8 protein-coding genes are annotated in these 11,051 nt (G+C 51.9%); all 8 read right to left on the bottom strand.

Going from position 1 to position 11,051, the window contains the following annotated elements; all coding sequences use genetic code 11:
* The coding region (locus tag AC3DKE_RS03030) for an alpha-hydroxy acid oxidase (RefSeq protein WP_487990048.1) at window positions 1-632 on the bottom strand (632 nt) is incomplete at its 3' end.
* Between the two features lie 87 nt (window positions 633-719).
* Window positions 720-3,029 carry a TonB-dependent receptor gene (locus AC3DKE_RS03025; RefSeq protein ID WP_487990047.1) on the bottom strand — a complete coding sequence of 770 codons (2,310 nt, stop codon included), beginning with the start codon at window positions 3,027-3,029 and terminating at the stop codon, window positions 720-722.
* A 187-nt stretch (window positions 3,030-3,216) separates the two neighbouring features.
* The gene (gene prpF, locus AC3DKE_RS03020; protein ID WP_484216298.1) at window positions 3,217-4,407 is read right to left on the bottom strand and encodes a 2-methylaconitate cis-trans isomerase PrpF; all 1,191 of its coding nucleotides are present in this window, start codon (window positions 4,405-4,407) and stop codon (window positions 3,217-3,219) included.
* Window positions 4,404-7,004 (bottom strand): Fe/S-dependent 2-methylisocitrate dehydratase AcnD, encoded by a 2,601-nt coding sequence (gene acnD, locus AC3DKE_RS03015; RefSeq protein ID WP_411730129.1) that lies wholly within the window; start codon window positions 7,002-7,004, stop codon window positions 4,404-4,406. Before acnD ends, prpF begins: the two co-directional genes overlap by 4 nt.
* A gap of 74 nt (window positions 7,005-7,078) precedes the next feature.
* Complete coding sequence (prpC, locus tag AC3DKE_RS03010; RefSeq protein ID WP_340674740.1) at window positions 7,079-8,233, bottom strand: bifunctional 2-methylcitrate synthase/citrate synthase; 1,155 nt, start codon at window positions 8,231-8,233, stop codon at window positions 7,079-7,081.
* A gap of 18 nt (window positions 8,234-8,251) precedes the next feature.
* Complete coding sequence (gene prpB / locus AC3DKE_RS03005; protein ID WP_340674741.1) at window positions 8,252-9,145, bottom strand: methylisocitrate lyase; 894 nt, start codon at window positions 9,143-9,145, stop codon at window positions 8,252-8,254.
* Entirely contained in the window at window positions 9,145-9,930 is a 786-nt protein-coding gene (locus tag AC3DKE_RS03000) for a GntR family transcriptional regulator (protein WP_340674742.1), read from the bottom strand. Before AC3DKE_RS03000 ends, prpB begins: the two co-directional genes overlap by 1 nt.
* Window positions 9,931-10,108: 178 nt before the next feature.
* Window positions 10,109-11,041: an MBL fold metallo-hydrolase gene (locus tag AC3DKE_RS02995; protein WP_484216297.1), complete on the bottom strand. Its 933-nt coding sequence runs from the start codon at window positions 11,039-11,041 to the stop codon at window positions 10,109-10,111.
* Window positions 11,042-11,051 lie beyond the last annotated feature (10 nt).

The raw sequence follows: 11,051 nt of genomic DNA, 5'->3' as shown, positions 1-11,051 counted from the left end.
AGCACTGGCAGCGTGGTCGATTTCAGCAACCATGCTAGGTCTTCCCAAGTGGGTGCATCGGCCATATAGCCTTGAAAAACGGTGCTGTTATCGCGACTAATAGCACGCGCTGGGCCGTCATCGATATCCTTTAGATTTACCGCATTCAGATGCGCTGGCAGTGTAAATCCTAGGCGCTGCGAGCTACGACGCACGCCATGTACAGGTACATCCAGTGTGACAACAATGGCGCCGTAACCTGCTGCCTCAGCTCGTCTCACCAAGCTTAGCGTAGCGTTTTTTGATGCTTGGAAATAAAGCTGAAACCATCGCGGCGCTTGGGTTTGCGCAGCTACCTCTTCTAAGCGGGTAGATGACAAGGTGCTTAACACCAGTCCCGCCTCAAGGGCATTTGCCGCTTGCGCACTGGCAAGCTCGGCATCGGCATGGAATAAGCCCTGATGCGCCACTGGTGCGAGTAAAAATGGATGTCGGAAGCGCTGGCCACAAAGCATTAGCTCAGTAGAACCATGATCACCTGCGACGAGAATTCGGTTGTAGATAGCATGCCGCTCAAAGGCGCGGCGATTGGCTCTTAAGGTGGTATCGGCCACGCTGCCTTCACTCAGATGAGCAAAGACAGCCGATGACATATTGCGCTCCGCCCATCGTTCATAATCCTCTGCACAGACAATATCAGCAGGAATTTGCGTTAGCGGTGATGGGCGTTGAGGCATAGTTTAGAACTTGTAGTTTAGTGTCAGTTGCGCGTTGCGCTTGTCGCCAATATAGGTGAACGCACCACTACGATATGCTGCTAAGTAGTAGTCTTTGTCGGTCACATTATTGACGTTTACTCGCGCACTCAGCTGCTTGCTGAAGCGATACTCAGCGAAGGCGTCAAATACAGTGTATGACGGCACAGCATAAGCATAGTTTGTTGCTGTGTCAGGCTGGCCAGCAAACATTTGGCTTTGATACGTTGCACCGCCACCGAAGGCAAATTTATCTGTTGCTTGATATTTCAGCTGTAAATTACCACTACGCTTGGCGAAGTTTGCGAGTTGGGCGCCCTCATTCGCTGCAGTAAATGACTCCAATACTTCTGAGTTCATAATGGCTAAACCAAATTGGCCACTCAACTTAGGAGTGATGTTACCGACAACTGAAAATTCAACGCCTTGAACTTGGTTTTTACCAGTGTTGAGTGTGCCCGTTGTTGCGTAACTATTGGCCGAATCACCCTCCTGTACATCCGACTTAATGGTTCGGAACAAAGCAGCTGTCATCAAGAGTTTGTCTTGCAATACCTGCCATTTTGTACCGACCTCATAACTCACAGTCGACTCAGGCTTACTATCGGCGACTTGCTGCGGCGTACCGCAGAGACCGCCATAACCACAGCTACCGCCTACATCAGATTCGCCACCATTAATATCGCTTGATGTGCTAACTGACGCATAGACATTGGCCTTTGGTGTGATTTTATAAGTTACGCCAGCATGACCATTTAAGAAGCCATCTGAGTAGTCATAAACTGTTTTTGCTGTCGAACCAACGGTATTGGTGTAGTCGAAATAGTCGTAGCGAAGGCCTGCAAAGCCAGTCCATTTGTCATTGAAGTCAACGGTATCCATGGCCGTCAATGAGCTGGTGCGGATGTGATATTCAGAGTCCAAACCATTCTTAGTGAGCGTGCGCCCTAACAAGGTATTTAAGTTCGGTGCTTTTACGCCAGTCACACCATCATAAATGCAATAGCCGGGCGATGTACCGCCGCCACGAGTCGTAACCGTGCAGTTAGATGTCCCCGTGTTTGTAGCTGAAAAAGTGCCGTTATCAACTTTCTCATCATTAACTTCTAAGCCAAATACAAACTGGTGGTCTAATTGGCCTAAGCGCTTATTCCAGAACACATCTGTGCGACTAACCCAGTAGTTAACCTCTTGGTAGCCCTGGTGAGTAGATAAAGAGACTGTCGGATTTAGTGTGACTGCATCTGTAGTTCCACGCCCACCCGTTGCCACATAGCTATTACTCGTGCGGCCAATACGCGTAGCATTCTGCATTCGTAGGGCATTATTAAAGCGATAGTTCAACTTGAATGTCGCCGTATCAACATCGGTATCTAAGTGATCACTGCCAAGCTGTAGGTATACAGGGATATTTTTAACTGGCTTACCAGTAGTCTGGTCAATATAGGTCCCCAAATCAGGCACATCTTTCGCTTCGAGATGGTAGTAATCAGCTGAAACACTTAGAGCATCGGTAGCTTGAAAAGCGCCAGACAATAGCAAACCACGACGGCTTTTCTCAGCTGGAGCACGATCAGGTACAGACTCTGATGCGTCCAGCAAGTTTAAGCGCACAGAGGCACGGTCATTGATGACTTTATTAGTATCAATACCCATACGGTGGAAATCGTCAGTACCAACGCCCAACTCCAACTTAGTGAAGTCTTTGTCGGTGTTGGGCTGCTTAGTAATGCTGTTGACTGCGCCACCGGTAGAGCCACGGCCGGCAAATGTTGAGCTTGGGCCTTTGGTAATTTCAACTTGCTCAACGGCGAAGCTTTCACGCGTGGTCATGCCGGGGTCGCGTAAGCCATCAATAAAGACATCGCTGCGAGCTTCATGGCCGCGAATGATGTAGCGATCACCGAAGGCGTTACCGTTTTCGCCAGTGCCTATGGTCACGCCCGGTTGCGCCGCCAAAATATCGCGCAAATCAGTTTTGCCAGACTCTTCAATGGCTTTTTGAGTAATCACCGAAATGGTGTGTGGGGTTTCAGCAAGCTCTTTCACGCGGCGTTGATCGCCAGAAATTTTTGCCTTATATGGCGCGCCTTCTTCACTGTATGGGTTGGTGTCTTCGATTTGCGCTTGCACCTCCACCGTTGCCAAGGTTTTGCTTACTGACTCGGCATGAGCAACTGGTGCGGCAATTGCCAAGCCCATGGCCAATGCCATTGCTGATGCGTGGGTTGCGCTGATTGGTGCTGGCGTGTGGAATGAGCGTGGGACTTTTACTGAAGAAGGCGTGTCTTTCATCGAGCATCTCGCGTAATGGAAAAGGTGTTAGCAACTCGTTGTTGATAACCATTCTCATTACTTTAAATGCGCGAAACGCTTCCGTCAATGCAAATACGAATTGATTTCATTAAGGTTTACATGAAAGCCAATAAAAAAGCCCCTGCCAGAAAACTGAGAGGGGCTTTTTGCCTAGCTCAGCTAAGCATCAGCCAGGTATACGCACCCAGCCTTCCATCAAGATACGTGCGCTACGGCTCATGATGGCTTTCGTCACAGTCCATTGGCCATCGACCAATGCAGCGGCGGCACCAACCTTCAATGTGCCAGATGGATGGCCAAAGCGCACCGACTCAAGCGCCTTGCCACCGGCGGCCAAGTTCACCAAGGTGCCCGGAATAGCCGCAGCAGTGCCAATCGCCACTGCTGCCGTGCCCATCATGGCGTGATGCAACTTGCCCATAGACAGCGCGCGTACTAGCAAATCGATATCTTTCGCCGCAATAGTTTTACCGCTAGACGAGACATAGTCTGTCGGCGGCGCAACAAAGGCGACTTTAGGCGTGTGCTGGCGCGTCGCTGCTTCTGCTGGGGTTTTGATCAAGCCCATGCGTAAGGCACCTGCAATGCGAATAGCTTCCAAGCGCGCCAGTGCAGCGGGATTGCTATTGATAGCTTCGCGCAACTCAGTGCCGGTGTAGCCAATATCAGCGGCATTAACAAATACCGTTGGAATACCAGCCGAGATCATCGTTGCCTTTAGCTTGCCGCCGGCGACCACATCTTCTGGCACATCAAGTTCATCCACCAGATTGCCGGTGGGAAACATTGAGCTATCCTCGCCGTCATCATCGGATGGATTCATGAACTCCAGCACGATTTCCGCAGCCGGAAAAGTCACGCCATCGAGCTCGAAATCGCCAGTCTCTTGCACTTGGCCATTACTTACCGGCACATGAGCAATGATGGTTTTGTGGATATTCGCCTGCCAAATGCGTACTACGCAGATGCCATTTTCTGGAATGCGTGCAGGATCAACCAAGCCAGCATGCAAGGCGAAAGCACCGGCAGCTGTCGATAAATTACCGCAGTTGCCGCTCCAGTCGACAAAGGCTTTATCAATGGAGACTTGGCCATAGAGGTAATCCACATCGTGCTCAGGCTGCGAGCTTTTCGACAAAATCACGCATTTGCTGGTGCTAGAAGTCGCGCCGCCCATGCCGTCAATATGCGCGGCATAGGGGTCAGGACTGCCAATCACGCGCATAAAGAGCTGATTACGAGGCTCACCTGCTACCTGACAATTCGCTGGCAAATCCTGCAGGCGAAAAAACACGCCTTTAGATGTGCCGCCACGAATATAGGTGGCCGGGACTTTTATTTGAGGAGCCGCGCTCATGCCGTAGTGGCCTTTAAGAAGTCTTTGGCAAAGCGCTGCAACACGCCGCCGGCTTCATAAACCAAGGCTTCATCATCGGAATCTAAGCGGCAAGTCATCGGCACGCGCACGACTTCGCCTGAGCGACGGTTAACGATCAAGGTCATTTCCGCGCCAGGTGAGCAATCGCCTTCGACATCGAAAGTTTCAGTGCCATCAATGCCTAGCGTGATGCGTGTAGTGCCGGCCTTGAACTCCAATGGCAATACGCCCATGCCGAGCAAGTTGGTGCGGTGAATACGCTCAAAACCTTCAGCGGCAATCACTTCCACGCCTGCCAAACGCACGCCCTTAGCTGCCCAATCGCGTGATGAACCTTGGCCGTAATCGGCACCAGCAACAATGATCAGCGGCTGCTTGCGCTCCATATAAGTCTCAATGGCTTCCCACATGCGCACTACCTTGCCTTCTGGTTCGATACGCGCCAATGATCCCTTCTTCACCTTGCCATCGACCACTGCCATTTCATTCATGAGCTGCGGGTTAGCAAAGGTCGCGCGCTGAGCCGTTAGATGGTCGCCGCGGTGTGTGGCATAGCTGTTGAAGTCTTCTTCTGGCACACCCATTTTGTGCAGGTATTCGCCAGCGGCTGAGTCCATCATGATCGCATTGGATGGCGATAAGTGATCGGTGGTGATGTTGTCTGGCAATACCGCCAACGCGCGCATACCTTTCATGGTGCGCTCACCGGCCAATGCGCCTTCCCAATACGGCGGACGGCGAATATAGGTGCTCATTTCGCGCCAGTCGTAAAGCGGTGATTTTGCGCGCTCGCTGTCTTTTTTCTCAAACATCGGGATGTAGATTTCGTTGAACTGCGATGGTTTCACCGACTTCGCGACAATGGCATCGATCTCTTCATCAGATGGCCAAATATCATGTAGACGAATCTCTTTACCATCGGCTATGCCCAGCACATCTTTCTCGATGTCAAAACGCACGGTACCAGCAATCGCGTAGGCAACGACCAAAGGTGGTGAAGCCAAAAATGCCTGCTTAGCATAGGGATGAATACGGCCGTCGAAGTTGCGGTTGCCCGACAACACGGCGGTGGCATAGAGATCACGATCGATGATTTCTTGCTGAATCACAGGGTCTAGTGCGCCCGACATGCCATTACAAGTAGTACAGGCGAACGCGACAATGCCGAAGCCCAGCGACTCAAGATCTTCCAACAAATTGGCGTCTTTCAAGTACAACTCAACCACTTTCGAGCCTGGTGCTAAGGATGATTTCACCCATGGTTTGCGTGTTAAGCCGAGCTTGCGAGCATTACGAGCAATCAAACCGGCAGCGATAACGTTGCGTGGGTTCGAGGTGTTGGTACAACTGGTAATGGCCGCGATAATTACCGCGCCATCGGGCATTTGGCCATCAGCCTCTTGCGCTTGAGCTTTGTCTAAATCAACAGCGATGCCACGTTCAGCCAAGGCCGACACAGGTAGGCGTTTGTGCGGGTTCGATGGGCCGGCCATATTGCGCACGACGCTGGATAAATCGAAATGCAGCACGCGCTCATATACGGCGTTGTTTAGGCTGTCTGACCATAAGCCCGTTTGCTTGGCATAGGTTTCTACCAAGGCCACTTGCTCATCGGTACGACCAGTCAAGCGCAGATAAATCAGCGTTTGCTCATCGATAGAGAACAATGCAGCGGTTGCACCGTACTCAGGCGCCATATTAGAAATGGTCGCGCGGTCGCCAATGGTCAGGCCGGGAACGCCTTCACCGTAGAACTCAAGATAGCCACCGACTACTTTCTGCTGACGCAGGAACTCGGTCATCGCCAGCACAATATCAGTCGCGGTTATGCCGGGCTGACGCTTGCCAGTCAGCTCAACGCCAACCATTTCTGGCACGCGCATCATCGATGGGCGGCCGAGCATGACGTTCTCAGCTTCAAGGCCACCAACGCCAACAGCGATCACACCGAGCGAGTCTACGTGTGGTGTGTGCGAGTCGGTGCCAACACAAGTATCTGGAAATGCCACGCCATCTTGGCTATGCACGACTGGCGACATTTTCTCCAAATTGATTTGGTGCATGATGCCGTTGCCGGCCGGAATCACATCGATATTATCGAAGGCAGTTTTTGTCCACTCGATAAAGTGAAAACGGTCTTCGTTGCGGCGATCTTCAATATCACGGTTTTTCTGGAATGCATCGGGGTCAGCACCACCGCTCTCGACGGCTAGCGAGTGATCAACAATCAGCTGCACTGGCACTACTGGATTCACTTTCGACGGGTCGCCGCCCTGCTCAGCAATGGCATCACGTAAGCCAGCAAGATCGACCAATGCGGTTTGGCCCAAAATGTCATGGCAGACTACGCGTGCTGGAAACCACGGAAAATCGCGGTCGCGGCGGCGCTCAATCAGCTGCACCAAACAATCAGTAATGATGGCTGGGTCGGCCTTACGCACGATGTTTTCGGCATGAATACGCGCGGTGTATGGCAGACCATCCCAAGCATTTGGCTTGATGGCGTTAACGGCTGCGCGAGCATCGAAATACTCAAGCGAAGTGCCGACTAAGGGTTTACGAAATTCATTATTCATAAGAGCTCTCTTTGTAAAGTGCCCCGCCTTCTCGCGAAGGCAGGGTTTGCGTCAACTAATGAGTCAAAAAAGGCTTATTTGCGATTTTTGATAGGCACGAATTTCTGATCTTCTGGGCCTGTGTAGTTGGCGCTTGGGCGAATAATTTTGCCGTCGATGCGCTGCTCAATGACGTGAGCTGACCAGCCGCTAGTACGGGCAATCACAAACAGCGGCGTGAACATATCGGTGGGAATGCCCATCATGTGATAGCTCACAGCCGAGAACCAATCGAGGTTGGGGAACATCTTTTTCGCATCCCACATGGTCGACTCTAAACGCTCAGCGATGTCGTACATTTTCATGTTCGACTGCTCTTCGGAGAGCTCTTTCGCCACTTGCTTGATTACTTTGTTACGTGGGTCGGACACGGTATAGACCGGATGGCCAAAACCAATAACCACTTCTTTGCGCTCAACACGTGCACGAATATCAGCTTCGGCTTCATCTGGATTGTCGTAGCGCTTTTGAATTTCAAACGCGACCTCATTGGCGCCGCCATGCTTAGGTCCACGCAATGCGCCGATGCCACCGCAGATTGCCGAGAACATATCGGAGCCAGTACCGGCAACAACACGCGAGGCGAAGGTTGAGGCGTTGAACTCATGCTCAGCATATAGAATTAGCGAGGTGTGCATGGCACGAACCCAGCTATCACGCGGCTTTTCGCCATGCAGCAAATGCAGGAAGTGGCCGCCGATGGAGTCGTCATCGGTTTCAACTTCAATGCAGTTGCCGTTGTAAGCAAAGTGGTACCAATACAGCAGCATCGAGCCCAAGCAAGCCATTAGTTTGTCGGCAATATCACGCGCGCCGGGATGGTTGTGGTCATCTTTCTCAGGCTTTACACAACCTAGTACCGACACGCCAGTGCGCATCACGTCCATGGGGTGAGCCGATGGTGGCAGCTGCTCAAGTGCTACCTTCACTGCTGCTGGCAAGCCACGCAAGGCTTTCAGTTTTGCTTTATAGCCGGCCAACTCAGCGGCGTTTGGCAGCTTGCCATGCACCAATAAGTGAGCAATTTCCTCGAACTCACTGGTGGTCGCTAAATCTAGGATGTCATAGCCACGATAGGCCAGATCGTTGCCAGTACGGCCAACGGTGCAGAGCGCGGTATTGCCAGCGGCTGTGCCCGACAAGGCGACGGATTTTTTCGGCTTGGGTAGCGTGCTTTTAACTTCAGTCATGGTCAGTCTCCTGGGGGCTTATTTGTTTTGTGAAAACAGCTGATCGATTTTGTCTTCGTAGCTGTGATAGTTGAGGAATTCATAAAGCTCTTTACGCTTTTGCATGAGGTCGAGCACATTGACCTGCGTGCCCTCTTTACGCACTGCTTCATACACGGCCAATGCCGCTTTCTGCATAGCGCGCGTGCCGGATAAGGGGTAAAGCACCATGGAAATGCCCTGCTCGCCTAACTCTTGCGTGGTGTAGTACGGCGTGTCACCAAACTCAGTGATGTTGGCCAGCACTGGCACATTCACCGCATCGCAAACTTGGCGATACATGGTGATGTCGGTCATGGCTTCAGCGAAAATAGCATCGGCACCAGCTTCAACATAGGCGCTGATACGATCAATCACGCCATTCAACCCTTCTTTTTGCAGCGAGTCGGTGCGTGCCATAACGACAAATTCGCTATCGGTTTTGGCATCAACGGCAGCTTTCACGCGATCGACCATTTCGCCAATCGGCACGATTTCTTTGTTAGGGCGATGACCGCAGCGCTTTTGCGCGACTTGATCTTCAATGTGCACCGCAGCAACGCCGGCGCGGATCATCTCGGTCACGGTGCGCGAAATATTGAATGCGCCACCCCAACCTGTGTCGATGTCCACCAACAGTGGCGTGTCAGTAACGCTAGTAATACGGCGTGCGTCGATCAGCACATCTTCCAATGAAGTCAGGCCTAAGTCGGGCAAGCCATAGGAGTAGTTGGCAACGCCGGCACCAGACAAATAAATTGCCTTATAGCCAACTTGGGTTGCCATCATCGCGGCATAGGCATTGACCGTGCCCATCACCTGTAATGGTTTTTCGCTGGCAATGGCGTCGCGGAAACGACGACCTGCGCTAAGCGTGCTTGAGTTAATTGCCATTAGGCTCTCCTAGCCGGTGCATCCGGCGTGTCTGTTGTAAGTTCAGTGGTGTGATTAGTAGCGGGTTTAGTCACGACAGCGCCATGAGCAGGATCAACACGCGCGGCAATATTGGCGCGGGCTGTGGCAATGTGACGCCGCATTAAAAACTCGGCGAGTTCGCCATCACGTGCCTCAATGGCATCGAGAATGCGTTGATGCTCAGCCAGAGCTTGTTGCGGCCGACCTTCAGTAATAGAAAATTGGCCACGATAAATTCGCACGCGGTGATATAACTCACCGCAGAGCATATGAATCAGCACGGCATTATGGCTGCCTTGAATGACGCGGTAATGAAAGTCGACGTTGCCCTCTTCTTGAATATAGGCACGACCTTCTTGTTCTTCGATTTGCTCAGCATGCTTGGCTAGTAGCTGCTTGAGCTCGGCAATTTCACTCGCCGGCATATGCTTAGCCGCCAAACGGCAAGCTAACCCTTCCAGGGTTTCGCGCACTTCATAAATCTGCAGCAGCTCTTCTAATGACAGCGCCATGATGCGCACGCCCACATGCGGGATGCGGGTAATGAGTTGGCGGCCTTCAAGGCGGCGCAATGCTTCACGTAATGGTCCGCGCGAAACGCCATAGCGAGCAGCTAATTCAGCTTCAGATATGCGTGAGCCCGCTTCAAGATCGCCGCGCACAATGGCCTCTTGCATCAAGGCAAAAACTCTATCGGCCAGCGTCGTGCGAGCAGCTGAAGTATCAGCGGCATCTGCAACGGCGGGAGTGAGCTTCGGTGGCATAAGCAGATATTGTCTACAATCTTTTCGATGCACCGACAATAACGCGACGAAACTGACTGGTCAAGCGCATTTAAAACCAGATAGCGTAAAAGAAATGAGGGCCCCGGGGGCTTTTGTCTACAATTTATAGCCAGCACCACTTTCAATAAAAATAGTGCTGGCTATGATGAGACCAGAATTAACGCAACGTACTAGGATAAACCGGCAGTGAGCCCATCGCTTTCGCATCATGCGCGGGCAATAACTTAACTTGCGGGAACTTTTTCGCAATCGCTGAAACGTGTGCAATTGCATCACGCACGGTATCTGTATCCTCATCAATAAGTTGTCGCGCAATCCATGGCTTCTCAGCGAGGTGAGTAATGCCATCGAGCTGCCAAACTAAATCGCCCAAAAGCGCTAAGCGTTGGCCCGATGGCAGCGTCAAAAACACCAAGACTGAGCCCGGCGTATGCCCAGGTGCTGGCACCAAAACCACACTGCCATCGCCCCAAACATCGAACTGCTGAGCAAAACCTAGGTAAGGTTTGTTCACAAAGGCGTAACTTTTTAGATGATCTGCGCTGAGTTGTCTCGCTAGTGCCGAGTTATCGCCGCCATCGCTGATAAACGCTTGCTCAGTTGTCGGCACAAGCACCGGCGTATTACGTAGGCTATCTAGGCCACTAACATGATCCCAATGCGCATGCGTAAGAATTACGCCGACCAGCGATTTCAGGTCATAGCCCTGCGTTATAAGTTGCTCAGCGGCTGGCGTGGTTTTGTCGTAATCGGTGGTGAGCTGCATCAGTAGCGGCAGCAACTTCACCTGATCATCCACCTCACGGCCAAAACCAGTGTCGATCAGCAAGTCTCCGCGCGGATGCTGCACTAGCACGGCAGTCATGCTGAAATCGCGATTTTCTAATGGATTACCGCCGCGAAAAGCCAGCATCGCTGAAGAATGCATGGTGCCAGTTGGTAAAGCGCTCACGCGCATAGATTCAGGCGGCGATGCTGCGGGCAAGTTATCGGGTAACGCGATAGCTTGTGACGATATCGACCACGGTAAAAAGCTGGCAATAAACAGAGCCACCAACACTAAAGTCAACCATCGAATCCATCGCCACATAACTGCACCT

The sequence above is a fragment of the Paraperlucidibaca sp. genome, assembly GCF_982810325.1.
The sequence above is the reverse complement of the archived record's forward strand: the minus strand, read 5'-3'. Positions and strand labels throughout refer to the sequence as shown.

Bases quoted from the DNA above. Each gene is read 5' to 3' on its own strand.
- AC3DKE_RS03025 (WP_487990047.1), bottom strand. From the start codon at position 3,029: ATGAAAGACACGCCTTCTTCAGTAAAAGTCCCACGCTCATTCCACACG.
- prpF (WP_484216298.1), bottom strand. From the start codon at position 4,407: ATGAGCGCGGCTCCTCAAATAAAAGTCCCGGCCACCTATATTCGTGGC.
- acnD (WP_411730129.1), bottom strand. From the start codon at position 7,004: ATGAATAATGAATTTCGTAAACCCTTAGTCGGCACTTCGCTTGAGTAT.
- prpC (WP_340674740.1), bottom strand. From the start codon at position 8,233: ATGACTGAAGTTAAAAGCACGCTACCCAAGCCGAAAAAATCCGTCGCC.
- prpB (WP_340674741.1), bottom strand. From the start codon at position 9,145: ATGGCAATTAACTCAAGCACGCTTAGCGCAGGTCGTCGTTTCCGCGAC.
- AC3DKE_RS03000 (WP_340674742.1), bottom strand. From the start codon at position 9,930: ATGCCACCGAAGCTCACTCCCGCCGTTGCAGATGCCGCTGATACTTCA.
- AC3DKE_RS02995 (WP_484216297.1), bottom strand. From the start codon at position 11,041: ATGTGGCGATGGATTCGATGGTTGACTTTAGTGTTGGTGGCTCTGTTT.